The organism is Rubrivivax gelatinosus (assembly GCF_004340905.1).
Classification (GTDB): Bacteria; Pseudomonadota; Gammaproteobacteria; order Burkholderiales; family Burkholderiaceae_C; genus Rubrivivax; species Rubrivivax gelatinosus.
Map to the genome: position 1 here is coordinate 112594 of NZ_SLXD01000002.1, position 25672 is coordinate 138265.

30 protein-coding genes are annotated in these 25672 nt (G+C 74.3%); 12 read left to right on the top strand and 18 right to left on the bottom strand.

The genetic code is table 11. The annotated features are described in order from the left end of the window. Positions 1 to 13 precede the first annotated feature (13 nt). From EV684_RS03700 to EV684_RS03755, 12 genes are all read right to left on the bottom strand, one after another. Positions 14 to 1291 carry an FAD-dependent oxidoreductase gene (locus EV684_RS03700; RefSeq protein ID WP_132644864.1) on the bottom strand — a complete coding sequence of 426 codons (1278 nt, stop codon included), beginning with the start codon at positions 1289 to 1291 and terminating at the stop codon, positions 14 to 16. 13 nt (positions 1292 to 1304) lie between these two features. Next, a complete protein-coding gene (locus EV684_RS03705) occupies positions 1305 to 1613 on the bottom strand; it encodes a c-type cytochrome (protein WP_132644865.1) in 309 nt (102 codons plus the stop codon). 126 nt (positions 1614 to 1739) lie between these two features. Beyond that, entirely contained in the window at positions 1740 to 2693 is a 954-nt protein-coding gene (locus EV684_RS03710) for a glycosyltransferase (RefSeq protein WP_132644866.1), read from the bottom strand. Then, positions 2690 to 3733 (bottom strand): glycosyltransferase family 9 protein, encoded by a 1044-nt coding sequence (locus EV684_RS03715; protein WP_132644867.1) that lies wholly within the window; start codon positions 3731 to 3733, stop codon positions 2690 to 2692. Before EV684_RS03715 ends, EV684_RS03710 begins: the two co-directional genes overlap by 4 nt. Next, positions 3733 to 4758: a glycosyltransferase family 2 protein gene (locus EV684_RS03720; protein ID WP_132644868.1), complete on the bottom strand. Its 1026-nt coding sequence runs from the start codon at positions 4756 to 4758 to the stop codon at positions 3733 to 3735. Before EV684_RS03720 ends, EV684_RS03715 begins: the two co-directional genes overlap by 1 nt. Continuing rightward, complete coding sequence (locus EV684_RS03725) at positions 4755 to 6587, bottom strand: carbamoyltransferase family protein (protein WP_132644869.1); 1833 nt, start codon at positions 6585 to 6587, stop codon at positions 4755 to 4757. Before EV684_RS03725 ends, EV684_RS03720 begins: the two co-directional genes overlap by 4 nt. Next, positions 6584 to 7693 (bottom strand): glycosyltransferase family 9 protein, encoded by a 1110-nt coding sequence (locus EV684_RS03730; RefSeq protein WP_132644870.1) that lies wholly within the window; start codon positions 7691 to 7693, stop codon positions 6584 to 6586. The genes EV684_RS03725 and EV684_RS03730 overlap by 4 nt, the downstream gene beginning before the upstream one ends. Beyond that, positions 7690 to 8277, bottom strand: a complete 588-nt coding sequence (locus EV684_RS23915) for a D-glycero-alpha-D-manno-heptose-1,7-bisphosphate 7-phosphatase (RefSeq protein WP_165908388.1) — start codon at positions 8275 to 8277, stop codon at positions 7690 to 7692. Before EV684_RS23915 ends, EV684_RS03730 begins: the two co-directional genes overlap by 4 nt. Beyond that, a complete protein-coding gene (locus tag EV684_RS03740) occupies positions 8274 to 9554 on the bottom strand; it encodes a glycosyltransferase (RefSeq protein ID WP_132645204.1) in 1281 nt (426 codons plus the stop codon). Before EV684_RS03740 ends, EV684_RS23915 begins: the two co-directional genes overlap by 4 nt. 80 nt (positions 9555 to 9634) lie before the next feature. Continuing rightward, entirely contained in the window at positions 9635 to 9844 is a 210-nt protein-coding gene (locus EV684_RS03745) for a hypothetical protein (RefSeq protein WP_132644872.1), read from the bottom strand. Then, positions 9844 to 10611, bottom strand: coding sequence for an SDR family oxidoreductase (locus tag EV684_RS03750; RefSeq protein WP_132644873.1), 768 nt, complete (start codon positions 10609 to 10611; stop codon positions 9844 to 9846). The genes EV684_RS03745 and EV684_RS03750 overlap by 1 nt, the downstream gene beginning before the upstream one ends. Positions 10612 to 10685: 74 nt before the next feature. Next, complete coding sequence (locus EV684_RS03755; protein WP_132644874.1) at positions 10686 to 11174, bottom strand: hypothetical protein; 489 nt, start codon at positions 11172 to 11174, stop codon at positions 10686 to 10688. 74 nt (positions 11175 to 11248) lie between these two features. On the opposite strand from EV684_RS03755, the gene EV684_RS03760 reads away from it, so the two are divergent. From EV684_RS03760 to EV684_RS03775, 4 genes are read left to right on the top strand one after another with little or no spacing between them, the layout of a single operon-like run. After that, a complete protein-coding gene (locus tag EV684_RS03760) occupies positions 11249 to 12406 on the top strand; it encodes a glycosyltransferase (protein ID WP_132644875.1) in 1158 nt (385 codons plus the stop codon). Then, positions 12390 to 12926: a phosphatase PAP2 family protein gene (locus EV684_RS03765; RefSeq protein ID WP_132644876.1), complete on the top strand. Its 537-nt coding sequence runs from the start codon at positions 12390 to 12392 to the stop codon at positions 12924 to 12926. The genes EV684_RS03760 and EV684_RS03765 overlap by 17 nt, the downstream gene beginning before the upstream one ends. Positions 12927 to 12943: 17 nt before the next feature. Then, entirely contained in the window at positions 12944 to 14137 is a 1194-nt protein-coding gene (locus EV684_RS03770; RefSeq protein ID WP_242478406.1) for a zinc-binding metallopeptidase family protein, read from the top strand. Beyond that, positions 14134 to 14748, top strand: coding sequence for a L,D-transpeptidase (locus tag EV684_RS03775; protein ID WP_132644877.1), 615 nt, complete (start codon positions 14134 to 14136; stop codon positions 14746 to 14748). The genes EV684_RS03770 and EV684_RS03775 overlap by 4 nt, the downstream gene beginning before the upstream one ends. 61 nt (positions 14749 to 14809) lie before the next feature. On the opposite strand, the gene EV684_RS03780 is transcribed toward EV684_RS03775, so the two are convergent. After that, on the bottom strand, positions 14810 to 15193 hold the full coding sequence (locus EV684_RS03780; RefSeq protein ID WP_132644878.1) for a hypothetical protein: 384 nt from the start codon (positions 15191 to 15193) through the stop codon (positions 14810 to 14812). Between the two features lie 101 nt (positions 15194 to 15294). Beyond that, positions 15295 to 15666, bottom strand: coding sequence for a response regulator (locus tag EV684_RS03785; protein WP_165908389.1), 372 nt, complete (start codon positions 15664 to 15666; stop codon positions 15295 to 15297). Positions 15667 to 15792: 126 nt separating this feature from the next. Between EV684_RS03785 and EV684_RS03790 the strand changes: the two genes are divergently transcribed. From EV684_RS03790 to EV684_RS03800, 3 genes are read left to right on the top strand one after another with little or no spacing between them, the layout of a single operon-like run. Continuing rightward, positions 15793 to 16296 carry a hypothetical protein gene (locus tag EV684_RS03790; RefSeq protein WP_132644880.1) on the top strand — a complete coding sequence of 168 codons (504 nt, stop codon included), beginning with the start codon at positions 15793 to 15795 and terminating at the stop codon, positions 16294 to 16296. Between the two features lie 12 nt (positions 16297 to 16308). Then, positions 16309 to 17280, top strand: coding sequence for an SDR family oxidoreductase (locus EV684_RS03795; RefSeq protein ID WP_132644881.1), 972 nt, complete (start codon positions 16309 to 16311; stop codon positions 17278 to 17280). Between the two features lie 19 nt (positions 17281 to 17299). Next, a complete protein-coding gene (locus EV684_RS03800) occupies positions 17300 to 18331 on the top strand; it encodes an NAD(P)H-dependent flavin oxidoreductase (protein ID WP_132644882.1) in 1032 nt (343 codons plus the stop codon). Positions 18332 to 18344: 13 nt separating this feature from the next. On the opposite strand, the gene EV684_RS03805 is transcribed toward EV684_RS03800, so the two are convergent. Continuing rightward, entirely contained in the window at positions 18345 to 18938 is a 594-nt protein-coding gene (locus tag EV684_RS03805) for a hemerythrin domain-containing protein (protein ID WP_132644883.1), read from the bottom strand. A 105-nt stretch (positions 18939 to 19043) separates the two neighbouring features. On the opposite strand from EV684_RS03805, the gene EV684_RS03810 reads away from it, so the two are divergent. The 5 genes from EV684_RS03810 (at position 19044) to EV684_RS03830 (ending at position 21565) form a co-directional block, all read left to right on the top strand. Then, a complete protein-coding gene (locus tag EV684_RS03810; RefSeq protein WP_132644884.1) occupies positions 19044 to 19313 on the top strand; it encodes a GlsB/YeaQ/YmgE family stress response membrane protein in 270 nt (89 codons plus the stop codon). 13 nt (positions 19314 to 19326) lie between these two features. Then, a complete protein-coding gene (locus EV684_RS03815; RefSeq protein WP_132644885.1) occupies positions 19327 to 19674 on the top strand; it encodes a DUF883 family protein in 348 nt (115 codons plus the stop codon). 11 nt (positions 19675 to 19685) lie between these two features. Beyond that, a complete protein-coding gene (locus tag EV684_RS03820) occupies positions 19686 to 20162 on the top strand; it encodes a phage holin family protein (protein ID WP_132644886.1) in 477 nt (158 codons plus the stop codon). Continuing rightward, a complete protein-coding gene (locus EV684_RS03825; protein ID WP_132644887.1) occupies positions 20143 to 21024 on the top strand; it encodes a lipocalin family protein in 882 nt (293 codons plus the stop codon). Before EV684_RS03820 ends, EV684_RS03825 begins: the two co-directional genes overlap by 20 nt. A gap of 121 nt (positions 21025 to 21145) precedes the next feature. Next, the gene (locus EV684_RS03830) at positions 21146 to 21565 is read left to right on the top strand and encodes a hypothetical protein (RefSeq protein ID WP_132644888.1); all 420 of its coding nucleotides are present in this window, start codon (positions 21146 to 21148) and stop codon (positions 21563 to 21565) included. Positions 21566 to 21610: 45 nt separating this feature from the next. Here the strand turns inward: EV684_RS03830 and EV684_RS03835 are convergent, their stop codons facing one another. The 3 genes from EV684_RS03835 to EV684_RS03845 form a co-directional block, all read right to left on the bottom strand. Further along, entirely contained in the window at positions 21611 to 22069 is a 459-nt protein-coding gene (locus tag EV684_RS03835; protein WP_200222288.1) for a PA2169 family four-helix-bundle protein, read from the bottom strand. An 86-nt stretch (positions 22070 to 22155) separates the two neighbouring features. Next, positions 22156 to 24378 carry an ATP-binding protein gene (locus EV684_RS03840; protein ID WP_165908390.1) on the bottom strand — a complete coding sequence of 741 codons (2223 nt, stop codon included), beginning with the start codon at positions 24376 to 24378 and terminating at the stop codon, positions 22156 to 22158. A gap of 59 nt (positions 24379 to 24437) precedes the next feature. Continuing rightward, on the bottom strand, positions 24438 to 25595 hold the full coding sequence (locus tag EV684_RS03845) for a phospholipase D-like domain-containing protein (protein ID WP_132644890.1): 1158 nt from the start codon (positions 25593 to 25595) through the stop codon (positions 24438 to 24440). Positions 25596 to 25672: the final 77 nt, after the last annotated feature.

Genomic DNA, 25672 nt, shown 5'->3' on the forward strand with positions numbered 1-25672 from the left:
GGGCCGGGGCCGTTCAGGCGAAGCTGTCGGACATCAGCGAGCCGAACCAGGTGTGCATGTCCTCGTAGTGGTCCCGGTTCCAGCCCGAAGACGCGCCGGTGGCCGCCGCAACCGACTTCATCGTCGCGCTGGCGGCGTCGTACTGGAAGACCGCGTGCAGCCACGAGGCCTGGTCCATCGTGATCGTCGAGAAGCACGACGAGTTGGTCACCGGCGCCGGGTCGGGTGCGCCGCCGGCGAGCCGGCGCACGATGGCGTCGGCACAGACCTTGGCTTCCTGGTTGGCGATGTGCCCGGCCTTGGGCTGCGTCGTCGCCGCCGAGTCGCCGATGACGTGAACGCGCGGGGCCAGCGTGCTGGCGTAGTCGAGCACATCCACCGCGGCGAAGCGCCCGCTGGCGTCGTTGGCCAGGCCGGCGCTCGCGATCAGCGCCCCGGCGCGCTGGCGCGGGATCAGGTTGACGACGTCGGCAGCGAAGGCGCCGCCGTTGGTGTGCAGCGTCATCGTCGCGCTGTCCACGTGGTCGATGGCGACGCCGCCGTGGTACTCGACGACGCCGGCGTGCAGCTGCTCGAAGGCGCGCGTGAAGTTGTCCTGCTCGACGACGATGCCCGGGTTGGCGTCGAGCACCAGCAGCTTGCTGCCCGGCTTGTTCACGCGCAGCCAGTCGGCGAGAAGGCAGGCGCGTTCGTAGGGTCCGGGCGGGCAGCGGTAGGGTGTCGGCGGGATGGTCAGGATCGCCACCCCGCCGGCGGGCATCGCCGCCAGCTGCTGCGCCAGCAGCGAGGTCTGGGCGCCGGCCTTCCAGGCATGCGGCATCCGGTCCGGATCGTCCAGGCCGGCGACGGTGTCGAACTCGATGCCCGGCGCCAGCACCACGTGGTCGGCGACGAGCGTGCGGCCCGAGGCCAGCGTCACGCTGGGCACAGAGGGGTCGACCGCGGTCACGGTGTCGGTCAGCACCTCGACGCCCCAGCGCTCACGCAGCGCGGCGTACGAGAACGACAGCGAGGACATCGATCGCTGGCCGGTCAGCACCAGGCTGCTCATGATCGAGGAGGTGTAGCTGGCCGAACGCTCGACCAGCGTCACTTCGACGGCGTCGCCCCACATGCGCAGGTACTTGGCCACCGTCGCGCCGGCCATGCCACCGCCGACCACGACCACACGCGACTTCGCCGTCACCGGCGGCGTTGCCGGGTCCGACCCGCCGCCACCGCCGCCGCAGCCATCGAGAAGCACGCCACCGAGCACCGAGGCGCCGGCCTGAAGGATCAGACGTCGTTTCATCACGTCGTCTCCTTCAGCGCAGCGTGGAAAGGTACTGCGCGATGGCGTGCAGCTGGGCGTCGGTGTAGCCCTGGGCGTGTCTGGACATCAGCCCGCCCTCGTCCTCGCGGCCGAGCTTGAACTCCACCAGCTCCTCGTAGATCTCGCTGGCGGACTTGCCAGCCAGGCGGTCGAAGCCGGGCCCCTTGCCGTTCGTGCCGTGGCACTGGAAGCAGTTGGACGCGAGCAGGCGACCTGCCGGGGGCGCGGACTGGGCTGCCGCGACTGCAGGCAGGGTGGCGAGGGTGGCCGCGAGCGCGGCCGCGGCGAGGGGCTGGAACATCGGCAGTCTCCTGGGTGGCGGCGGCGGTTCAGGCGCCGCCGCTCCAGGCCGAGTGTTCGGCGCGGCCTTTAAAGCGCGCTTAACGCCGACGCCGATGTGCCGCCGCGCCGGCGGCAGCGCGCCGGCTCAGCCCGCCACCTCGTCCAGCACCCGCAGCCAGTCATCGACGAAACGCGCGATGCCGAAACGCTCGCGCGCTGTGCGCCGGCCGGCCTGGCCCCACTCGTGCGCCAGCCCGCGGTCCGCGCGCAGCGCCTGCATCGCCGCTTCCAGGCGCTGCGGCCGGGTGTCGATGAAGCCGTTGCGGCCGCTGTCGATCACCGTGACGAGCTCGGTCGTCGCCAGCCCGACAACCGGCGTGCCGGCCATCATCGCCTCGATGACGGCCAGACCGAGGCTGGTGTGGCGGATCGGGTGGAAGAAGAAGCGGTGCGCGGCCAGCGCCTGCGGCAGCTCCAGCTGGGTCAGCTCGCCGTCGCCACCGATCGTGGCGCTGTCCATGCCGACCAGGCGCAGCGGCACCCGCGCGGCCAGGTCGCGGTAGACGTCCAGCCCCAGGCGCCGGCCGCGGCTGAGCAGGTTGTTGACGACGACCAGGCCGCGGTTGTCCTCGCCCCGCCACGGCGGTTCGGCCAGTGGCTTGACGCCGTGCTCGACGATGCGCACCGGCAGCTCGCCGTTGTCCCACATCAGCGCGTTGAACGGCGTCACGTGCACGAGCAGCGCGCCGCGGTCGCCGCACCAGTGAGGCGTGTCGGTCGGGCTGGCCTGCGGCGGATCGTGTTCGAGCACGATGCGCGGCAAGGCACGCTGCGCCGCACTCAGCACGCGGTGCTGTTCGTGCTCCCAGGCCTCGCGCGACTGGAACAGCAGCAGGTCGAAGGACATCTGCTTCAGGCGTTCCACGGGCGCCTCGTGCACGTTGTCGCCCCAGGGCAGCGCACCGCTGCGGCCGCTGTGGTGGGTGCTGCGCCCGGCGTCGACGACGAGGAAGAAGTCGTGCGGCACCTGCGTCAGGTTGTAGAGGTAGTTGCCGTGCACGTGCCAGGTGAGGATGCGCAGGCGGCGTCGTCCGGTCATCGTTCGGTCTCCAGGGCGCCCACGGCGGCGTCGATCACCGTGCCGACGGCCACGCCGGCGGCGCACTCGTGCGCGGTGGGGCAGACGGCGTGCGCACACGGCCGGCATTCGACGGCGTGCCAGAGCACGCGGTGGCGCGCGGCATCCGCCGGCGCCCAGCGCGCGACATCGCTGCCGCTGGCGACGACGACACTGGGCGTGCCCAGCGCCGCGGCCACGTGGGACAGCCCGGTGTCGTTGCAGACGACCAGCGCCGCACGTTCGACCAGCGCGCCCAGCGTCCACAGGTCGCTGCGGCCGGCCAGGTCCAGCGCCGGCGAGCGCATCGCAGCGGCAACGCTCGCCACCAGCGCACGTTCGCCGTCGGTGCCGGTCAGCGCGATGCGCAGGCCACGCTCGGCCAGCGCATCGGCGACGGCGGCGAAACGCTCCGGCGCCCAGCGCCGCGACGGCAGCTGCGCGCCGGCGTGCACGATCACCCAGCGGCCGTCGCCGAGCAGCGCGGCGGCGTTCGCCCGGTCGGTGTCGTGCAGCGGGAAGTCCAGCTGCTCGCCGCGGCGCGGCAGGCCGAGCGCGTCGGTCAGCGCCAGCAGGCGTTCGACCTCGCTGCCGCGTTCGGGCCAGCGCACGAAACGCCGCCGGTCGGCGCCCGGCCGCGGTGCGCCCGGCGCGGCGAAACCGGCGTTGAGGCGCGCGCCGAAGGCCGCGAGCAGCGGGTTGACGACCGCGCCGCTGCCATGAAGCTGCAGCGCCAGGTGCCAGCGCCGGGCGCGCATCGCGGCGACGAAAGCGAGCTGTTCGGCGCGAGGTGCCGCGGGCCGCTCGGGCAGGCCGGGCCAGCCCGGCAGCTCGACGAACTCGTCGACGCTGGCCAGCCGCGTGGCCAGTTCACGCGCCCAGGGCAGGCCGACCAGCGTGATGCGCGCCTGCGGCAGCCCGGCGCGCAGCGCACGCAGCGCCGGCGTCGCGCAGAGCAGGTCGCCGAGCATCAGCGCGCGCAGCACGACGACCCGGCTGAGCCCCGGCGGCAGCGCCGGCATCACAGGAACCAGACGCGGAAGTGCCACGCGCCGCGCAAGCGCCACCAGACGGCCAGGAAGGGGATCAGCAGCGAGGTGAGCAGCATCTCGGCGACGTGCGCCGGGCGGCGTGAGGTGGCCCGCAGCCGGCGCCCGGCGAAGGCCGCAACCAGGCCCAGCGCCACCAGCAGCGCGAGCACCGCGCTGCCGCTCGCGCCGCCCAGCGCCAGCAGCGGCGCGGCCAGCACCAGGGCGACGATCGCCAGGTAGTCCCAGGGCGGCACCGCACGCACGCGTTCGCGGTAGCGCCGCGGGTGCTTGGCGTAGAGCAGGGCGTCGTAGAAGACGTTCTTCTGCTGGCGCAGCGATACGCCCCAGCGCTCGGGGCGCACCGGGTGCCGCACGACGGCGGCGTCGCAGCGGCCGACTTCGCCGGCTTCGCTCTCGAGCCGGAACTGCAGGTCCGAGTCTTCGCGCCAGGCGCGGCGGAAACGTTCGTCGAAGCCGCCGACACGCTCCAGCGCGTCGCGCCGCACGAAGGCATTGGCGGTGACGAACTCGGCGCTCTCCAGCCCGCGTGTCATCAGCTCGTGGTCGGTCGGGCGTTCGTCGGCGCCTTCGGGCCGGGGCACGACGACACGCCCGGCCACGGCGGCCCAGTTGACGGCGTCCATCGCGCCCAGGCCGTAGGCCAGCCAGCCGGCGTCGGGCACGGTGTCGTCGTCGGTGAAGGCGACGACCTCGGCGCGCGCGGCGCGCCAGCCGGCGTTGCGTGCCGCGGCCGGCCCGCGGCCGTGCTCGGCCCGCAGGTAACGCACCAGCCCCGGCGGCCAGCCGGCGGCAAAGGCCTCGACCGCGGCGTGCGTGACCTCGCTGCGTTCGTCGTCGACGACGAGGATCTCGTAGTCCTCGTGCGCCAGGCTCTGCCCGGCCAGGGCCTGCAGGCAGCGCAGCAGCAGCGGCGGCCGGCCGCAGGTCGGCACGACGACGCTGACGCGCGGCAGGCGCGGCGCCGCCGCCGGCGCCTCGTCGAGCAGCGCGTTCACGGCGCCGCCACCTCGCGCGCGCGGCGCTTGGCGACGATGCAGCGGCCGATGACCAGCGCGTCCAGCGGCGTCGCGAAGAAGGCCTCGAGCGCGTCGTGCGGGCTGCAGACGATGGGCTGGCCGCGCACGTTGAACGAGGTGTTGACGAGCACCGGCACGCCGGTGCGCGCGGCAAAGGCCGTCAGCAAGGCGTGGAACCGCGGGTTCGAGTCCGCGTGCACGGTCTGCACACGCGCGCTGCCGTCGGTGTGGCAGGCCGAGGGCATGCTCGCCAGCCGCTCGGGGCGGGCCTGGAAGGTGAAGAGCATGAACGGCGACTCGCCGCCGTTGGCCTCGGCCGGCTCGAACCATTCGCCGAAGGCTTCGTGCAGCACCGCCGGCGCGACCGGACGGAAATCCTCGCGGTCCTTCAGCTCGTTCAGGCGCTGCTGCATCTCGGGCGAGATCGGCGAGGCCAGGATCGAGCGCGCGCCGAGTGCACGCGGGCCCCATTCCATGCGCCCCTGGAACCAGCCGACGATGCAGTCGGCGGCCAGCAGCGCCGCAGTGCGCTCGGCCAGCGCCGCCTCGTCGGGCACGAGCTCGACGTCCAGCCCGGCCCAGGCCAGCGTCGTCTGGATCGCCTCGTCGGTCCAGCTCGGGCCGAGGTAGACGTGGGTCTGGGTCCATTCGCGCGCGGCCAGCGGCACCGCGCCACGGGCGTCGGCCAGGGTGTCGCCGCCGTCGCGCACGAGGCGTTCGCGGCCGTCGACCCACAGCGCCGCGCCGAGCGCGGTGCCGGCGTCGCCGGCCGCCGGCTGCACCCAGACGCTTTCGAACGGACCTTCGTCGCGCAGCCGGGCGTTCATCAGGCAGTTCAGCGCCACGCCGCCGGCCATCGCCAGGTGGCGTTCGCCGCTGGCTTCGCGCAGCCAGCGCGCGAGTTCCAGCGCCTTGGCTTCGAGCACCGCCTGCAGCGAGGCCGCGAGATCCAGGTGGCGCTGTTCCAGCGCCGCGCCGCGCACGCGCGCCGGGCCGGCCAGGGCCTCGAAGTCCATCGCCCCGATCTCGAACCGGCCGTCGCCGAACAGGCGCACTGCGGCGCCGATCTCGGGGGCCCAGCGCGGCGTGCCCATCGCCGCCAGCGCCATCACCTTGTACTCGTCGCTGGAGTGCAGGAAACCGAGGTAGGAGGTCGCAAGTTCGTAGAGCAGGCCCAGCGAGTGCGGCATCTGCACCTCGCCCAGCGGCCGGTAGCGGCCGTCGCGCCAGACGCCGTAGCAGCTGGTCGCGCGTTCGCCGCGGCCGTCCAGCGTCATCACCGCGCAGTCGTCGAACGGTGCGGCCAGAAAGGCACTCGCCTGGTGGCACAGGTGGTGCGGCAGGTGGTGGAAGCGCCAGCGCATCGCGTCCGGGCGGCTGCCGTACAGGCGCTGGCGCAGGTGGTGCGGCGCGCCGTCGCGCAGCTGGCGCGGCGCGTTGACGACGTAGGACAGGAACAGCGGGTCCCACGGACTTTCCCAGGACGCGAGCTGGCGGTCGCGTTCGGCCGCGGGTTCGAGCGGCAGCACGATGTGCCCGCCGGCGGCGAGCTCGGGCCGGCCCTCGGCAAAGAGTGCCGGGTCCAGGCTGTAGGCGACGTGGTCGACCGACTCCAGCGTGATGCCGGCCTGCTCCAGGCACCAGGCGGCGGCGTTGAACGGCAGCTCCCAGGCGGTGAAGGGCAGCGGCCGCTTGGCGTGTTTGATGCGCGTGAAGCGCTCCTCCTCGGCGGCGGCGACCGGCACGCCGTCGACGACCAGCACCGCGGCGCTGTCGTGGAAGGCGGCGTTGAGTCCCAGCGTGATCATCTCGTGTGCAGCTCCAGGGTCTTCGGGTGACGGGCCAGGGCCAGCGCCGCCGCCGCCGCCTCGTCGGCGCCGACGCCGGCCAGGCATTCGTGGTGGACTTGCGGGCAGCGGCTCTTCAGGCACCAGCGGCAGGGCACGCCGCGGCTCAGCACGCGCGCGGGCACCTGCCAGGGCGTGTGCTGCGGGTTGGTCAGCGCGTACAGCACGACGACCGGCGTGCCCAGCGCCGCGGCCAGGTGCGCCGGGCCGCTGTTGTTGGCGACCAGCACCGCGGCGCCGCCGATCAGCGCCGCCAGCTCGCCCAGCGAGGTGGCGCCGACGTCCAGCGCCGGCCGCTGCATCGCCGCCAGCGCTTGGGCACGCTGCGAGCCATCGCCCGCGTCGCCGGCGACGACGACCGCGAAGCCGGCGTCGGCCAGCGCCCGGCCGACGAGGCCGAAACGCGGCGCCGGCCAGCGCCGCGACGGCGCCGACGCACCCGGATGCAGCACCGCATAACGCGCGCCCGGCGCCAGCCCGGCGGCCGCCAGCCGTTCGGCGACCGCGCGGCGATCGGCTTCGTGCAGCGTGAAACGCAGGCGCTCGTCACGCGTGTGCCAGCCGACGGCCTCGACCAGGTCGAGCTGGCGGCGCACCTCGTGGCGCAGGGTGTCGGCCACGGTGTCGGGCTCGGGGATCCAGTCGGTCAGCAAGGCATAGGGATTCTCGCGGCAGTGCGCCAGGCGCAGCGGGATGCCGGCCATGCGGCACAGCAGCGCCGCCGGCAGCGCGCTCTGCGTGCAGACGCCGAAGATCACCGCGGCGTCGAAACCGCCGTCGGCCAGCCGCACCAGCATCGCCGTCTCGGCCAGCTCCGGGGCCGTGGCGTGCGCCCCGGCGCCGACCCACGGCGCCTCGAAGCGCCAGGCCTCGTCGACGAAGGGCAGGTGGGCCGCGGCAGCGGCACCGGCTGGCGAGGCCAGCAGCGTCAGGTGCGCTTCGGGCCAGGTCTCCTTCAGCGCCGCCAGCGCCGGCGTGGTCATCAGCAGGTCGCCCAGGTTGTCCAGCCGCACGGCGAGCACACGCCGGGCCTGCAGCCAGCCGCGGCCGGGCAGGCCGCGCGTCATGGGCGCGCCTCCACACGATCGGCCAGCACGCGGTGCACGACCTCGTCCCAGTCCTGCAGCCGCGCGTGCGGCGTGCGCATCGGGCCGGCCCGCCAGACGGTCTCGCCGCCCGAGTCGTAGAGGATGGCGCGGCAGCCGGCGCGGCGCCCGGCCTCGACGTCGTCGAGGGTGTCGCCGACCATCCACGAGGCCGCCAGGTCCAGGCCGTGGCGCTCGGCGGCGTCGATCAGCAGGCCGGGTTCGGGCTTGCGGCAGCCGCAGGCGGGCGCGCCGTCGGCGCCCGGTGCGTGCGGGCAGAAGACGAAGTCGGTCAGCACCACGCCGGCCTCGGCCTGCAGCCGGTCGGCGATGGCGCGGCGCAGGCGCTCGAACTCGGCGGCGCTGAACCGCCCCAGCGCCAGCCCGGGCTGGTTGCTGACGACGACGATCGCCAGCCCGGCACGTGCGACAGCCGCCAGCGCCTGCGGCGCCGCGGGCTGCCACTCGAGCCGCGCCGGGTCGGCGTTGTAGGGCACGTCGATGACCAGCGTGCCGTCCTTGTCGACGAACAGCGCCGGGCGGCGGGACCCCGGGGCGCGGTTCACGAGACGCAGCCGGCTGTCGACAGGGCCGCGACGGCTGCCGGCCGCCGCTGCTGCTCGGGCCCGCGCCGGCGCACCGCGGCGTAGACGCGCTCCAGGTCGGCGGCCACCTTGTCCCAGGTGAACTCGGCACGCACGCGACGCACGCCGGCGGCGCCGAAGCTGCGTGCCAGCGCCGGCTCGGCGCGCAGCACCGCCAGGCGGGCGGCCAGCGCGCCGGGGTCGCGCGGCGGCACGAGAAAGCCGGTCCTGCCGTCCTGCACCGTGTGGCGGATGCCGCCGACGGCGCTGCCGACGACCGGCGTGCCGCAGGCCATCGCCTCCAGCGGCGTGATGCCGAAGGGTTCGTACCACGGCGTCGTGACGAAGACGTCGGCGGCGACGTACCAGTCGCGCAGCTCGTGGCGCTCGCGCCGGCCGGCGAAGTGCACGCGGTCGGCGACGCCGTGCGTCTGCGCCAGCGCCTGCAGGCGCGCGATCTCGGGCGTGCGCGCCGGGTCCGGGTCACGCGCCTCGCCGCCGACGACGGCCAGCCTCAGCGGCATCGTGCTCGGCAGCCGCGCGAGGGCCTCGACGACGGTGGCGATGCCTTTGCGCGGCACCAGACGGCCGAGCTGCAGCACGACGAACTCGCCGGCCGGCAGGCCCAGGCGCGCCCGCGCGGCGGCACGGTCGCCGGGGCGGAAGGCGCTGGTGTCCACGCCGCAGGGCACGCAGACGATGCGCCCCGGCGCCGCCCCGTAGAGCCGAACGAGGTCGGCGTGGTCCTGCGGACACTCGGCGACGATGCGCTCGCTGCGCCGCACCAGCGTGCGTTCGATCTCGACGCGTTCGGGCGCAAAGGTGTCGGCCGCGCCCTGGTGCTCGCGCCGCACCAGGCCCAGCGCGTGGAAGGTCGTCACCAGCGGCAGGCGCAGCCGGCGCTGCAGCGCCAGCCCGACCCAGCCCGACATGAAGAAGTTGGCGTGCACGACGTCGGCCGCCGGCACCGCCGGCAGGCGGCGCGCGGCCTGCGCGAAAGCCGGCATGTGCGGCAGCAGCGCCTCCTTGGGCACGAAACACGGCGGGCCGGCGTCGACGTGGTGCACGCGCAGCCGTGGCGCCATCTCGACGGCGGCCGGCAGCGCCGGGTCGTCGCGCCGCGTCAGCACGTCGACCCGGTGGCCGGCGGCGGCCAGGCCGCGCGCGACGTGTTCGACGTAGACGTTCTGGCCGCCGGCGTCCACGCCTCCGGCGGCCGCCAGCGGCGAGGCGTGTTCGCTGATCAGCACGACGTTCATCGGAGCAGGCATGGCGGACTTCGGCGACAGGTTCGGTGCGCCGCGTTCGGCAAGCCGCATGCCCCGGCGCGGCGCCGGCCTCAGCGCCAGGCCGGCTGCACGCGGCACTTCAGCGCCAGTGCCAGCCAGTCCAGCGCCGCGGGGTTGCGCCCGGGCGCCTCGGCGGCGGCGCAGCCGCCGGGCACCCACAGCCCGTAGCCGATGCGCGTCAGCAGCCGCACCGTGCGCGCCTCGGGCGGGCCCGGGTCGGGCAGGCGTCGCCCGACCCGGCTGGCCTCGCCCCCGGCCATCAGGGCCAGGAGGTCTCGCGCATCGGCAGCACGGTGACCTCGGGGATCGCGGTCTCCTCGGGCTGCAGCAGCACGAAACGCACGACCCGCGCGACGTTCAGCGGGTCCTGCAGCAGGCCGGGGTCCAGCTCCGGGAAACGGTCGAGCAGAAAGGGCGTGCGCATGCCGCCGGCAACGATGGCGCAGACCTTGATGCCCTGCGGCCGCAGCTCGGCGTGCAGCGCATGCGACAGCCCCAGCAGCCCCCACTTCGTCGCGTGGTAGGCGCTGGCGTTGGGCCAGGCGCGCTTGGACGCGGTCGACGCGATGTTGACGATGTGGCCGCCGCCGTCCTGTCCGGCCATCAGCGCGGCGCAGAGCTTGGCCATCACGAAGGGGCCGGCAAGGTTGGTCGCGAGCACCGACTGGATCTGGCCGTTGCTCAGTTCGGCCAGCGGCGCGGTGACGTCGATCGCGGCGTTGTTGACCAGCGCGTCGAGGCGGCCGAAACGCGCGCGGATCATCTCCACGGTGCGCTCGCAGGCCGCCGCGTCGGTGACGTCCAGCGGCATCGCGATGGCGTCGATGTCGCGCTCGGCGAGCACCGCGGCGCGGTCCTGCGCGGCTTCGATCGCGTGGTCGGCGAGCACGACGCGGGCACCCGACTCGCCCAGCACCTGGGCGATCGCGGCGCCGAGGCCGCGGGCGCCGCCGGTGACGACGACGACGCGGCCACGCAGCGAAGCGGCGTCGGTCGAGGAGGGGGCGAGCAGCGCGGGCAGGGACATGGGTTTTCTCCGGATGACGGGGTCGGCGGCCGGACGGCCGCGGCGGCGCATGGCAGCCGGCGTGCCGGCCGGGCTCACTCGACGGCGCGTGCCGCGCGTGCGCGCTCGTAGGCGATGGCGCGCAGCTGCGCCGCGACGGCCAGCGAGAAGGCTTCGTCCCAGGCCGGCATCGCGCCGCTGGCGGCGACGACGATGCCGTCGAGCCAGACGCCGCCCCAGACCAGGCGGTCGGCCTCGGCCAGGCGGTGCGGCGTGGCCAGCACGCGGCGGCTGTCGCATCCGTGGCGCCAGGCCAGGCGCGCCTTGGCGTGTGCGTAGGCGGCGTAGTCGACGTCCCACGCCGAACGATCGCCGATCGAGCGCTCGTGCAGCACGGCGCCGGCGTAGTCGCAGTCGGCGGGCGTCAGGCCCGGATCGAGCAGCACCAGATGCAGCACGCCCAGGCCGCTCACGGCGCTGTCACGCAGCGCCGGCTCAATGAGCGGCAGGCAGCGGTCCACCGCCTGGCAGGCGGCACTGGCGTCGGCGAAACGGCTTCGTGGCAGTTCGGGGGGCGAAGTCATCGACCGAAGCGGCAAACCTTGTGCCCATGGCGGGAACGGCCCTTGCCGCCCCGGCCGCATCCACGAGAGGAAACGTGCAGATCGTCTACGTCACCGAAACCCACCCGCCGGAGGTCAACGGCGTTGCGCTCACGACGGCGCGCACCGTGGCCCATCTGCGTGCCGCGGGCCACCGCGTGCAGCTCGTGCGCCCACGCCAGCACGGCGAACCCGCGCGCGACGACGCCGACGAATGGCGCTGCGCCGGCGGCCCGATCCCGATGTACCCCGAGCTGCGCTACGGCCTGGCCACGCGTGCCGCGCTGCGCCGGCGCTGGCGCGCGATCGGCCCGGCGCTGGTGCACGTCGCGACGCCCGGGCCGCTGGCGCGCACCGCACTGGCCGCGGCTCGCGCCGAGGGCATCGCCACGAGCGCCGACTTCCGCACCAACTTCCACGCCTACAGCCGCCACTACCGGCTGGGCTGGCTGGAGCCGCTGGTGATGCGCTGGCTGCGCCGGCTGCACGAGCTCGCCGACTGCAACTTCGTGCCGACGCCGGCGCTGGCCGCCGAGCTCGCCGCCGCGGGTTTCAGCCGCCTGGCCGTCAGCGGCCGCGGGGTCGACGCGACGCTCTTCGACCCGGCACGGCGCGACCCGGCGCTGCGCGCGAGCTGGGGCGCCGCGGGCGACGAGCGCGTGCTGCTGCACGTCGGCCGGCTGGCCGCGGAGAAGAACGTCGCCCTCGTGCTGCGCGCCTGGGAGCGGCTGCGTGCGGCGCAGCCGGGGCTGCGCCTGGTCGTCGTCGGCGACGGGCCGCAGCGCGCCGCGCTGCAGCGCGATCACCCGCAGGCGTGTTTCGCCGGCGTGCGCACCGGCGCCGACCTGGCTGCGCACTACGCCAGTGCCGACGCCTTCGCCTTCCCCAGCCTGACCGACACCTTCGGCAACGTGACGCTGGAGGCGCTCGCCAGCGGGCTCGCGCTGGCCGCCTTCGACACCGCGGCGGCAGCGGTGCACGTCGTCGACGGTGTCAACGGCTGCCTCGCACGCCCGGGCGACGAAGCCGGCTTCGAGGCCGCGGTGCAGACCGCGCTGGACCATGGCGCACCTGGCTCGGCGCTGCGCCGTCGTGCACGCGAGACCGCGCTGGGCGCGGACTGGAGCGTCGTGCTGCACGGTTTCGAGCAGGCGCTGCGCGGCGTCGCCGAACACCGCGCCCCCGGGTTGCCGGCCGATGCCGCGCTGGCTTGACGCCTCGCGCCTGCACGGCGTCGAGTTCGACCGCCGCTGGGCGCTGGCGCTGCACCGGGGTGCGTCGCGGCCGCCGCTGCTGCGCCTGCTGATCGCCTGCAGCCGCTTGGCCGACGCCGGGCCGTGGATCGCTCTGGGCGTCGCACTGGCGGTCTTCGGCGGGCCGGCGGGCCGGCACTGCTCGCTGCTGTTCGCCGAACTGGGCTTCGTCAACCTCGTGCTGTACTGGGCGCTCAAGCGCGGCACGCGGCGTTCACGGCCTTTCGACCAGTGTCCCGGCATCCGCGCCTGCTGCGCGGTGCCCGACCGTTTCAGCTTTCCGAGCGGCCACACCCTGCATGCGGTGGCCTTCGGGCTGCTGCTGGCGGCCTTCTACCCGGCCTGGGCGCCTGGCCTGGCGCTGTTCGCGCTGCTGGTGGCGCTGGCGCGCATCGTGCTCGGGCTGCACTACCCGAGCGACGTCGCCGCCGGCGCGGTGCTCGGCACGATCACCGCCACCCTGGTGCTGATGACGCGGTGAGTGCAGGAGGAAAGACGATGGCCGCCGTTCCCGAGCCGATCACGCCGCGCAAGTTCGAGTGCGTCTGCGCGAGACCGGTCTTTTTCCGCAACAGCGAGTGCCTGGTCTGCCACACGCCGCTGGGCTACGACCCCGAGCGCCGCCGCCTGCTGCCGCTGGAGCCGATCGCCGGCACCGATCTTTGGAAGGAAGCACGGCCGCGCCGGCCGCGGCGCTACCGGCGCTGCGCCAACCTGGACGCGCCCTCGGCCTGCAACTGGCTCGTCGACCCCGCCGACGCCGGCGCGCTGGACCCGCCGCAGTGCCGCGCCTGCCGCCTCACGCGCACGCTGCCCGACCTGTCCCAGCCGGGCAATGGCGAGCGCTGGGGGCGCATCGCGACGGCGCAGCGGCGCCTGGTCTCGCAGCTCGTCGGCCTGGGTCTGCCGGTCAAGAGCCGCCTGTCCGAGGATCCCGACCGCGGCCTGGTCTTCGACCTGCTGCAGTCGCCGCCCGGCGGCCCGGCGGTGGTCACCGGGCACGCCGACGGCATCGTCACCATCGACGTCGAGGAAGCCGACGACCCGACACGCGAACACCGGCGCACCACGCTCGGCGAGACCTACCGCACGCTGCTGGGCCATCTGCGCCACGAGGTGGGCCACTACTACTGGCAGCGGCTGGTCGAGGGCAGCCCCTGGCACGAGCCGTTTCGGCGCCTGTTCGGTGACGAACGCGGGGACTATGCCGCGGCGCTGAAGCGTCACTACGACGAAGCCGCCCCGGCCGATTGGGGCGCGCGCCACGTCAGCGCCTACGCCAGCAGCCACCCCTGGGAGGACTGGGCCGAGACCTGGGCGCACTACCTGCACATGCTCGACACGCTGGACACGGCGCGCAGCTTCGGACTGGACGGCGAGTCGGTCGAACTGAGCTACGAACGTTTCGGCAATGCCGCGCTGGCCGACAGCGGCGACCGCAATCCGGGGCCTTTCCTGGCCATCGTCAACGGCTGGATGGAGCTGACCGGCGTGCTCAACGAACTGTCGCGCAGCATGGGCGTGCCCGACTTCTACCCCTTCGTGCTGTCGGTGCCGGCGCTGCGCAAGCTGCACTTCGTGCACCGTGTCGTCGGCGTGCGCGTGCCGACGGCTGCCGCCGAGCCCGCGGCGCGGCAGGAACTGCTGCACGCCCAGGCGCCGCGGCCGGCCTGGACGGAGCGCCGCGGATGAGGGCGCTGCTGCTCGCGGGGCTGCTCCTGCCGCCGCTGGCAGCCGGCGCGGCGGCACCGCTGTCCGAGGACGCCCACGAGCTGGTCGCCGCGGTGCGCGCCACGCGCGACCACGGCACGCGCCCGTTCGCGGTCATCGACAAACGCCTGGCGCGGCTGTGGGTGCTGGACGAACGTGCGCGGGTCGTCGCCAGCGCGCCGGTGCTGCTGGGCCTGGCCGCGGGCGACCACTCGGTGCCGGGCATCGGCGAGCGCCCGCTGGCGCAGATCCGGCCCGAGGAGCGCACGACGCCGGCCGGCCGCTTCGAGCTCGAACCCGGGCGCAACACGCGCGGCGACCGCATCCTCTGGGTCGACTACGACGCGGCGGTGTCGATGCACCGCGTGCGTCCGACGGTGGCCGCGGAACGCCGCCTCGAACGGCTGGCCAGTGCGACGCCGGCGGACAACCGCATCTCCTTCGGCTGCATCAACGTGCCGGCGCGTTTCTACGAACGCATCGTCTGGCCGACGTTCTCGCGCCGGCCCGGCGTCGTCTACGTGCTGCCCGAGCACGGGGCGCCCTCGGCGGCATTCCCGACGCTGTTCCTCGCCCCCCGCGCCCTGCGCTGAACACGCCACGACCATGAAAGACGGGGCCCGAGGCCCCGTCGTCGAACCAGCGCGCAGGCGCTCAGTTGCGGTCGGTGCGCGGCGTGCGCATGGTCCCGGTGCCGTCCGTCGAGCCGCTCGTGCTGCCGTCCATCGTCGAATCGGTGCCGGTGCGGCCCGAGGACATGCTGCCGGTGGTGCCCGTGGTGCCGGTCGCCGAGCCCGCGGCGCCGCCGGTGGCGCCGCTGTCGCGGCCGGTCATCCCGGTGCTGTTGGGGCTGCCGGCGGGCGTGCCGGTCTGGGTGCCGGTGCCCGACGGGTAGGTGTCGGTGCTGCCGCCCTGGCCCTGGGTGCCCTGGCCGGTCGTGCCGCTGGACGAACCGCCGGTGCCCTGGGCGTAGGCGGTGCCGGTGGCCAGCAGCGCGCAGGCGGCGATGGCCGTGAGTCGAGTCTTCAGCGTGTTCATGTGCAATCTCCTGTTCATGGCAAGGGGAGGGGCCGGCCGCATGGCGGCGCGCCCCGCGTGGCCAGGTCCAGGCAACGGCTGTTCCCAGTCGCGGCGCGGGTTCAATCGGCCGGCAGCCATTCGTCGAGGCGGCGCAGGACCTGCTCGAGATCGATCGGCTTGTGCCAGACCTCGATGAAACCACCCGAGCCGCCGCCGAAACCGTGTTCGGCGGTCACCGCCACCGCCGGCACGCCGCGCCAGCCGAAACGCAGGCGCAGCAGCGGCAACAGCTCGCTGCCCAGGCAGTCCGGGAGGCGCAGGTCCACCAGCAGCAGCACCGGCGCCAGCGTCGGCCCGAGCCTGAAGGCCTGCGCGCCGTCGACGGCCACCACCAGTTCCAGATGCGGGCGCTGCTCGAACAGCGCGTGCATCAGCTCGGCGTTCATCGGCTCGTCCTCGATGTAGAGGACCTGCCGGCGCACGGCACTCATCTCGGCCCTCCACCGGGCTGCGGGGGAAAGCGCTGCGGCAAGCTTTGCCGCGCCTCGGGTCTCGAACCGCTCATCGGGAACCCCTTTTGCCGTCCACGGGCGAAACCTCGACCCGGAAAGCAAGTCATGGACCGTGAAGAGCGCAGCTTCGGCGTGTTCAAGCCCGAAGGCCATGTCGTCATCTCGTTTCCCTCGGCAGCGCAGGCCGACGCGGCCCAGGCGGCGCTGCAGCCGCTGGCGCTGCCGGCCGACGAACTGCGCCGCTACAGCGACGCCCAGATGCTGGCCCGGCTCGACGAGGATCTGGCGCATGCCAGCCCGCTGGCCGCCCTCGGCCAGGAGATGAACCTCGCGAAGGCGCAGCGTGAACTGGCCGCACGCGGCTACCACTGGCTGGTCGTCAAGGCCGGCGACGACGAGTTCGCGCAGCGCATTGCCGCCGCGGTGCGGCCGCACGGTGCCGAACGCGCCCAGCTCTACGGCCGCTTCCTGATCGAGGAACTGATTGAACACCCCGGCGACCTGCCGCAGGTCGCCGAGTCCCCCGACCGCGGGCTCGACGCCCAGACCCGCTCGGGCGAGGAGGGCGAACGGGCCGACCTGCGCCCACCCGAAGACCCGCCCCGCTGACCAGGAGAAGCCATGCCCCGAGACGACGACACGCTGCGCACGCAGCGCGACATCCAGCACCAGCAGGACCTCCACGACCGCGAGCGCGACGGCGGCAGCGGCGAACACCAGGCCGTGCAGGCCGGTGCACGCGAGCAGCCGGTCGAGCTTCCGGCACAGCACCTGGACAAGCCGGGACAGGAGGCCGACCTGGAACTGCAGCCGCGTTTCCTCGCCCCCGACTACCGCGGCAGCGGCAAGCTCGAAGGTTTCGGCACGCTGATCACCGGTGCCGACTCGGGCATCGGCCGCGCCGTCGCGGTGCTCTTCGCGCGCGAAGGCGCCGACGTCGCGGTGGCCTACCACAGCTCCGACGACGACGCCCGGGAGACGAAACGCCGCGTCGAGGCCGAAGGCCGGCGCTGCCTGCTGCTCAAGGGCGACGTCAAGGACGACGCCTGGTGCCGCGAGGCCGTGCGGCGCGCGGTCGAGGCCTTCGGCCGCCTGGACGTGCTGGTCAACAACGCCGCGTTCCAGGAGCATGCCGACGAGCTCGAGGCGGTCGACGACCGGCGCCTGATGGAGACGCTGGACACCAACATCGGCGGTTACTTCCGCATGGCGCGCGCGGCCCTGCCGCACCTCGGCAACGGCGCCTCGATCATCAACACCGGCTCGGTCGTCGGCCTGCGCGGCAGCGCCCGGCTGCTGGACTACGCGGCCAGCAAGGGCGCGATCCACGCCTTCACGAAGTCGCTCGCCAGCAGCCTGCTGGCGCGCGGCATCCGCGTCAACGCGGTCGCGCCGGGGCCGGTGTGGACGCCGCTGAACCCGGCCGACAGCCCCGCCGGGCAGGTGGCCGAGTTCGGCCGCCAGAGCGACATGCGGCGCGCGGCGCAGCCCGAGGAGCTGTCTCCGGCCTACGTCTTCCTCGCCGCGCCGGTCTGCGCGGGTTACATCACCGGCATCGTGCTGCCCGTCACCGGCAGCGTCGGGGCCATCTGAGACGACGCAGAATCGAGCCATGCGCCTCCCGTTCCAGACCCTGGCCCTGATCCAGGCCCCGATGGCCGGCGTGCAGGACGAACGCCTGGCGCTGGCCGTCGGCGCCGCCGGCGCGATCGGTTCGCTGCCGGCGGCGATGCTGCCGCTGCCGGCGCTCGAGCGTGCGCTGCAGGCGCTGCGCGACGCCGGCCGGCCCTACAACGTCAACTTCTTCGCCCACGTGCCGCCGCCGCCGGCGGCGGCCTTCGACCGGCGCTGGCTGGCCGCGCTGGCGCCGTACTACGACGAACTCGGCCTGCCGCCGCCGCAAGCCGGCAGCGCCGCCACGAGCCGCCAGCCCTTCGGCCCCGAAGCGGCCGAGTTGCTGGAGAGCATCCGCCCGGCGATCGTCAGCTTCCATTTCGGCCTGCCCGAGCCGGCGCTGCTGGCGCGTGTGCATCGCTCGGGCGCCTTCGTGCTCGCCTCGGCGACGACGCTGGACGAGGCGCTGTGGCTGCAGGCACGCGGCGTCGACGCGGTCATCGCCCAGGGCCTGGAGGCAGGCGGCCACCGCGGCCATTTCCTCGACCTGGACCCGGCACGCCAGCTCGACACCGCGACGCTGGTCTCGGCGCTGGTGGCGCGGCTGGACGTGCCGGTCATCGCCGCCGGCGGCATCGCCGACGCCGCAGCGGTGCGCGCGGCGATGGAACGCGGCGCCGCTGCCGTGCAGTGCGGCACCGCCTTCCTGCTCTGCGACGAGGCCGACACCTCAGCGCCGCACCGCGCCCGGCTGCGCCAGCCCTCGGAGCCGACGGCCCTAACCAACGTCTTCTCGGGTGGCCTGGCGCGCGGCCTGGTCAACCGCGCGATGCGCGAGCTGGGGCCGCTCAGCGCCGTGGCACCGCCGTTTCCGCTCGCCTCGGCCGCCCTGGGGCCGCTGCGCGAACGCGCCGAGGCGGCTGGCCGCGACGACTTCACGCCGCTGTGGTCAGGCACGCGCCGCGACGGCTGCCGCGAGGCGCCGGTGGCCGAACTGGTGAAGGCCCTGGCCGCCGGCTTCGACGCCTGATCCGGCCGCGCCCTCAGGCGGGATCCTTGTCCTTGTGGCGCTTCAGGCTGCCCAGCAGCAGCGCACCGGCGGCCACCGTGCCCGCGACCACCAGCGCCGCGGTGCCGGGCGAGGAACGCGCCATGTCGGCGGCGATCTGTCCGGCGTGCGGCTTGGCCAGCGCCATGCGACGTTCGGTCATGCGCGCGCCGAGTTCGCTCAGCCGGTCGGCCAGCCGATCCTCGGCCGCCGGCAGCAGCGAGGTCTCTTCCTCGGCGACGTGGTGGATCACGGCGCGCATCAGGTCGTTCAGCGCCAGCGCCTGCGCGTCGGGCTGGGCGTCGAGGCTGCGCACGCGCTCGATCAGGCCGCGCATCTCGTCGTGCTCGGGCACGCTGAGCTCGAGCTGCGGCAGCTCGGCGCCGGTCTCGCGAAGCGCCGGGTAGAAGATCTCCTCCTCGAGCTGGGCGTGGATCTCCAGCGCGGCGCAGAGGTTGCGCACCGTGGCCTCGCGCGCGCTGCGCGACAGGCCCGGCTCGAGCTTGTGGAACTGGGTCATCACGTGCGAGTGGTCCATGCGGATCATGCGCGTGGCGGTGGGCGACATCCTGGCGAGCAGCGGGTTCATCGGCGACTCCTGGCGGTGGAAGGCCAGACTCGGCAAGCGCGATACCCGTGCGCCGGCAGCGCGGCACGGCGTTTGCCCTTTGGGTGTTCGAAAGGAGTTCCCCTCATGAACCTCATCATCTGGCTCGTCGTCGGCGGCCTCATCGGCTGGGTCGCCAGCAAGATCATGCACACCGATGCCCAGCAGGGCGTGATCCTCAACGTCGTCGTCGGCATCATCGGCGCGGCGCTGGGCGGCTGGCTCGTGTCGCCGCTGATCGGCGTGGGCACGATCAACCAGGGCGTGTTCAGCTTCGGCGCGCTGATCGTCTCGCTGGTCGGCGCGATCATCCTGCTGGCCATCGTCAACCTGTTCCGTCGCGGCACGCCGCGCTGACCGGAGGCCTCAGATGGCATCGATCCCCGAAGACACCCCCGGCGGCGCCACGATCCCGCCGTCCGTCACACCCACCGGCGCCGGCAACGGCAGCGCCCGCCAGGACGAGCTCCTGCAGCGCGTGGTGCAGGGCGCGCACGAGACGATCGACAAGCTCGCCGAACGTGCCGCCCCGCACGTCAGCCGGCTGCAGGACGGCGTGCACGACGCCAACGAACGCCTGCACGCCAAGGCCGACGCGCTGCGCGAGACCGGCGACGAGTGGACCGAGAGCCTGCGCGACACGGTGCGCGAGCACCCGATCGCCGCACTCGCCACCGCGCTGGCGGTCGGCGTGCTGATCGCGCGGCTGACGCGCTGACCGGCGCGCCGATGGACGACGCCCGCAGCACGCCGCCGGGCGGCGACGGCGGGGCCGCGCCCGGCGCGGCTGCGCCAGCGCCGCCTCCCCAGGGCTGGCTCGACACGCTGCAGTCGGTGCTGCAGGAACTGCCCGGCCTGGTCAGCGACCGGGTCGAGCTGTTCTCGCTCGAGCTGGTGCGCGCCGGGCGCGCGCTGGCGCAGATCCTGATGCTGGTGGTCGCCGCGGCGGTGCTCGCGGTGACCGCCTGGCTGGCGCTGTGGGCCGGGATCACCGTCGCGCTGCTCGAAGCCGGCCTGCACTGGGCCGCCGCGCTGGCGGCGGTGCTGGCGCTGAACCTCGTCGCGGCGCTGCTGGCGCTGCGGCGCATCCGCCGGCTGGTGCCGCTGCTGCGCCTGCCGCGCACGCGGCGCCATCTCACGCTGTCTCCCGGCGCCTCGGTGCGCCATGCCAACGAAGCCGCCGCCGATGAACGCGCTGCCGCCTGAGGCCGATCTCGACCTGCGCATCCAGGCCGCTGAACAGGCGCTGGTGGCCCGTGAACGTCGCCTGCTCGAAAGCGTCGACACGCTCGGCCGGCGCGTGCGCCACGCGGCCAGCCCGTGGCGGCTGGCGGCCTCGGGCGTGGGACTGCTGCTGGCCGGTGCGGCGCTGTGGCGCATGGTCCGGCCGACCCCCGGCCCGGGGCCTGCGCGGGGCCTGGCGCCGGCGCAGGCCGGCGGCGACGGGGGCGGCATGCCCTGGGTGGGACTGCTGGGCCTGCTGTGGCCCCTGCTGCCGGCGCGCTGGCGCACCCGCAGCAGCCCGGGCGCGGTGGCCGCGGTGCTGGGCGTCGGCGTGCCGCTGGTGCAGAAGTGGCTGCAAAAGCCAGAGTGGCCGCCGCTGGCGACCGTCGAGCACGTGGACCTGGCACGCTACGCCGGCACCTGGCACGAAGTGGCCCGCCTGGGCGCCCCGTACGAAGCCAGCTGCGAAAGCCTGCCGGTGACGCATTACACGCCGGCGGGCACACGTCTGGTCGTCGAGAACCGCTGCCGCGGCGCCGACGGGCGCGAACGCGTCGCACGCGGCGTCGCCCGGGTCGTGCCCGGCAGCGGCAACGCACGGCTGGAAGTGAACTTCCTGCCCGCCTGGCTGCACGCGCTGCCGCTGGGCTGGGCGGATTACCAGATCCTCGCGCTGGACCGCGGCTACACGGTGGCGCTGGTCGGCCATCCGAGCCGCGAATCGCTGTGGGTGCTGTCGCGCACGCCGGTGATCGCACCGCAGACGCTGCAGGCGCTGCTGGAGATCGCGCAGGGCGAGGGTTTCCCGGTGGAGCGCCTGCAGCACCACCGCGACGCCGGCTGACACGATGTGCCCCGCCGGGCCGGCAGGGCTGTGGCGCTTCGAGGTCTCGCCCTGACACCCGTGGGGCACGGGGCTTGCCGACCGGCCCACGAGCCGCCGCGTTGGCGGCAGGAGAGACCTGATGGCACAAAGCCCCTTGCTCGGTATCGACCGCGCGCCCCCGGCTGCGGCCGGCCCCGACGTCGAAGCCGCCGATGCGACGGATGCCGCTGGCAGCGGCGAACGCCGCAGCGCCGGCATGGATCCCGGCCGGGAAATCGACCGTGGCGTCGACCCGGCAGCACAAGACGCCGTCCGCGACGACGAGGATCCGGACCTGGACTTCGTCGGGACGGGGGAGGAGGTCGAGGACGAATCGGCCGACCCCGTCGGTGACGGCGTCGGCGACGCCGCCGCCGCGGCGACCCGGCCGCCGATACCGGGGCGCACGCCGCCGGTCGAGCCCGACGAGTTCGATTCCGACCTGCCGGCGGGGAACGACGCGCCGACGCAGGACGACCCGGACGCGGACGCCGAAGCGCGCGAACCGGGCCGCGATTGACGCCGGCCACGCGGGGCGCCGAGGCGCCCCGCGCCGATCAGCGCATCAGGCGGTGCGCGCGCGCGCCTCGTCGCGCAGCATGCGCATCTGGGCGTGATTGCGCTTCACGCCCTCGAACTGACGTTCGACGACGATGCGCACGTCGCTCGGCAGGTCCTCGACGAGCGCGCTGCGGTAACGCTCCATGGCGGTGTCTTCGCCGCGTTCGCATTCCTCGAGCATCGCCAGGTCGCTGTAGCCGGCCAGCGTGCCCTTCACGGCGACCCAGCCGCGGTGCATCGCGCCGGTGGCCGAGCCACCGTCCTCGGCGGTGCCGCCGTACTGCACGACCATGGTCTGCAGTTCGGCCGCGCCCAGCCGGCACTCGTCGGCACGGGCCAGGAAGATGCGCTGGAGCTGCGCGTCGCGCGCGTGCTCGGCACTGCTGCGAAAGCCGTACTCGCCGTCCTTGCTGGTCTCGATCAGTCGGTTCAGGGTGTCGACGACGTCCTTGCGGTCCATCATGGGAAAGTCCTTTCGTGGGTTGCGCCGCGGCACCGGCCGCGGCATCCCGGACAGGCGGCAGGCCGCATGCCTGACGCGCCGAAAGGTCATGGGCGGCGCAGGTCGATCGCCCGGCGCAGCGCCAGGATCAGTTCCTCGGGCGTGCAGGGTTTGGCCAGCACCGGGAATCCGTGCGCCGCGTGCAGTGCGCTGCTGAAGCCGCTGATCAGCACCACCGCCAGATCCGGCCGCCGTTCCCGCAGCGTGCGCGCCAGCGCGACGCCGTCCATGTCGCCGGGCATCACGATGTCGGAGAGCACGACGTCCAGCCGCCGCCCCTCGTCGATCAGGCCCAGCGCCTCCTCGGGGCTGCGGGCGCGCACGACGCGGCAGCCGAGCGAATCGAGCAGTCCGGCGGTGACGTCGGCGAGTTCGGCGTTGTCCTCCACGAGCAGCACGCGCACGCCGTACAGCCCGCCTTCGGGCAGGGGCGCCGGTGTCGGGCCGACGCCGGGTTCGTCGTCGCCGGCGGCGGGCAGCAGCAGCGTCACCGTGGTGCCGATGCCGCGTGTGCTGGCGATGCAGGCGCGGCCGCCGGCCTGCACGCAGAAGCCATGCACCTGGCTGAGCCCCAGGCCGGTGCCCTTGCCGACCGCCTTGGTGGTGAAGAAGGGCTCGAAGACGCGGTCGGCAATCGCCTCCTCGATGCCGGTGCCGTCGTCGCTGACCTGGATCTGCACGTAGGCGCCGGGCGCCAGATCCGCCAGGTCCTCGGCCGGCGCGTCGGCGGCCTCGATGCGCACGTGGCCGCCGGAGGGCAGGGCGTCGCGGGCGTTGAGGGCGAGGTTGATCAGCGCGAGCTCCAGTTCGCTCGAATCGACCCGGATGCCCGCGGTGCCCGGCACGACGTGCACCGACAGCTCGCAGCGTTTGCCGAGCACGACGCGGATCAGCTCCTGCGACTCGGCCAGGTAACGCGCGAGCTCGATGCGGGTCGGCCGCGTCGGGTGGCGGCCGGAGAAGCGCAGCAGGTGCTGCGTCAGCCGGCTGCCGACCTCGACGGCGCGCAGCGTGGAGGCCACCGGGGCCTGGATCTCGGGTGTGGAGGCGCGGCGCTGGATGAGGTGCGCACTGTTGCTGATGACGCCCAGCAGGTTGTTGAAGTCGTGCGCGACGCCGCCGGTGAGCCGGCCCAGCGCCTCCACACGCTGGTTCAGCGACACCCGCTGTTCGGCCTGACGCGTGCGCGCCACCGCGTCGGCCACCTGGCGTTCGAGGTCGGCGCGGGCGTGCTGGATCGACTCGGCGGCCTCGGCCAGCGCGGCGGCGACGTCGTCGCATTCGGCCAGGCCCGTCGTGCGGTTCGCGACCGGCTGGCCGGAGCGCATGCGCGCGGCCGCCACCTTCAGCGAGTTGACCGGCCCGACGATGCGCCGCGCCACGAACAGCGCCCCGCCCACCGCCAGCCCCAGCAGCAGCAGCGCGCCGGCAGCCAGCTGCAGCACCGCCGGCGGCAGCGGCCCGGCCAGCGCCAGGCGCGGCATCGCGGCGATGTAGGTCCAGCCACGTTGCGAGGTGCTGAAGAAGCCGCGCACCGGCACGCCGTCCAGCGAGACCGAGTCGAAGAAACCCTCTCGCTCCTGCGCCAGGCGCTCGATCATGTCCGGTGTCGCGCGCCGGCCGGCGTGCTGCACGCCGCCCGGGTGGCGCGCCACCACCGAGGCCCTGGCATCGAGGATCGCGCCGAGCCAGCCCGGCGGCAGCTCCTGCCGGTCGATGATGCGCTGCAGCTCGGCGGGCAGGATCGTCATCTGGAGGTTGGCGACGACGCGGCCGTCGCGCAGCACCGGCTGCACCACGCGGGCGTAGGGCAGGCCGACGTCGCCGCCGCTGGACAGGGGACGCACGCTCGCGGCCTGGGCCAGCGGGGGCACCGACGCAGCGGTGCCGGCCGGCACCCTGTCCATCGGATCACGCGTGCTGAGCAGCGAGCGTTCGCCGTCGGTCAGCTCGATCCAGCCGTCCATGCCGTCGATCGCCAGGCGCGCCTGCTGCTGGAACACGCGCCGCTGCTCGGCCGTCAGGTCGGGCGCGTTCTCCAGCGCGCGGGCGGTGGCGAGCACGCGCACGATGGTCGCGCGCTGCTCGATCTCGCGGTCGACGACGGTGGACAGCGCACGGGCGCTGTCGCGCAGGTTGCGTTCGAGCGCGCTGCGCTCGGCCTCGAAGGTGCGCGCGATGACGTAGGCCGCCGCCGCCACGGCCGGCAGCAGCACCGCCAGGACCAGCAGCAGCAGGCGCGAACGGATCGACAACGAGAGCATCGGCATCAGTGTGTCGCAGCACGACGGCCGCAGCCAGCGCCCCCGCCGGCCCGAGGGCGCCTGGTTCAGGGGCGAAAGTCGCCCGCGTAGTGCGTCCCGGGGTACCCGTGCGGGCCGGGCGTGGAGCAGGGTGCCGCGGCGCCGCGTGTGCGCCGCACGTCGTCGGCGAACATCTGCTCGAGGCGGCCGGCCAGCGTCGAATCGACGACGACGATGCCGGCCTCGCCGTCGCGCACGACGTTGCGCCAGTCCAGTCGCGCGGAACCGATGCCGACCCACTCGCCGTCGACGACGCTCAGGCGTGCATGCCAGCGCCCGGGCTGCGCCTCGTGCACGACGACACCGGCCGCGTGCAGCGCCTGGCGCATCGGCATGCCGCGCAGCAGCCCGCTGCCGGCACGCGGCACCGTCAGCTCGACGGCCGCACCGCGGCCACTGGCCTGCACCAGCGCCTGGATCAGGCGCCGTGGCGGCTGCTCGCACGGACTGGCCAGCAGCACGCGCCGCGTGGCCGCGCCCACCGCCGCGAGCAGGGCCTCGACGAACGGGTTGCGCTCGCCGCTGTCGGCCGCCGCGACACCCATGCGCTGCAGGCCGGCCGGGGCCAGTGCCGGGAAGTAACGCGCCTGCTGCATGGGCCCGCGCGCAAAACGCTGCCAGTGGACGACGAACAGCCGCTGAAGCCGCTGCAGAACCGGCCCCTGCACCTGCAGCCGGGGCCCGGGGCGCGCCTCCTGCGGCAGACCGCGCCCGGTGGCGACGTCGAGCCCGCCGATGAAGGCGTCGCGGCCGTCGACGACCAGCAGTTCGCGCGGCTCGCTGCAGCGCGGCGCCCCTGGAAAAAGCCCGCTCCAGGCCGCGCTGTCGTGCTCGCCGAGGCTCACGCCGCTGCGGCGCAGCGGCTGCAACGCGGCCTCGACACCGTCACCCAGCGGCCTGCGGTCGACGAGCAGGTTGACGCGCACCCCGGCGCGTGCACGGGACTCCAGCCGGCGCAGGAGGTCCAGGCCGGGGCCCTCGACGTCGACCAGGTTCTCGACGTTGACGTGGTCGCGTGCGTCGTCCACCGCGTCGAGCATGGCGGCGAACGCCGCGCCGGCATCGGGCAGCAGCGCAACGCGGTTGCCCCCGACCAGAGGCTCGGCGAGCCCCCGGTCCCAGTCCGAGCGCGGCGTAGGCGGCGACAGGGGACGATGCGGCGTGGAAGCGTTTGACTTGGACATTCGGTGGTCGGCGGCGAGCGAGGAATCCCGCTGGCGCAGTCAGGGCAATCACCGTGCCGCGCCCCGCGGCACCGGGA